The organism is Syntrophomonas sp. UBA5494 (assembly GCF_002426325.1).
This window is the reverse complement of the sequence record NZ_DIPG01000140.1, coordinates 17,700-18,156: the sequence shown is the minus strand read 5'-3', so window position 1 is coordinate 18,156 and position 457 is coordinate 17,700. Positions and strand designations below refer to the sequence as shown.

Sequence of the window (457 nt, the reverse complement as noted above, 5' to 3'; positions counted from 1 at the left end):
ACCCAGGGCAACTCCTACCCGGTCCACCAGTTGTCCGGCATGCAGATCACTGCCGGACTGTGTAAGTTCAATCTTAAAGAAGGAATCTTTTCCTGCTGTTACCCTTAGCACTTCGGAAGTCCCTCCGGAAAAATGTACCGCCAGGAATGAATCATGCTGCAGCAATTCCTGATTACCGTAAACCCCGGCCATGATGTGTCCTTCCTGATGGCTTACTTCGTAACAGGGTATGTGATTCACATAACTGATCGAACGGGCCTGGGAGAGTCCGGCCATGAATACCGGCATGTAGCTTCCCGGAAGGTTGCGGGGAAAGGCGCTTACCGCGACTGCAGAGATCTTGGGTTCATCCCGTTGGAAAATGCGGGCAAATAGACCCGGCAGATTTTTAACATGTTGAAAGAGTGCTTCCGACTGGCGCAGGCCGCGTTCCCCCTCCTTGACCTGAAGGAGCATG

The 457-nt window shown here is 53.0% G+C and carries 1 pseudogene; it reads right to left on the bottom strand.

Annotated features, from left to right (window positions below):
• Positions 1-457, bottom strand: a pseudogene (locus B3W37_RS15775) (peptidase M22); the annotation flags it as partial.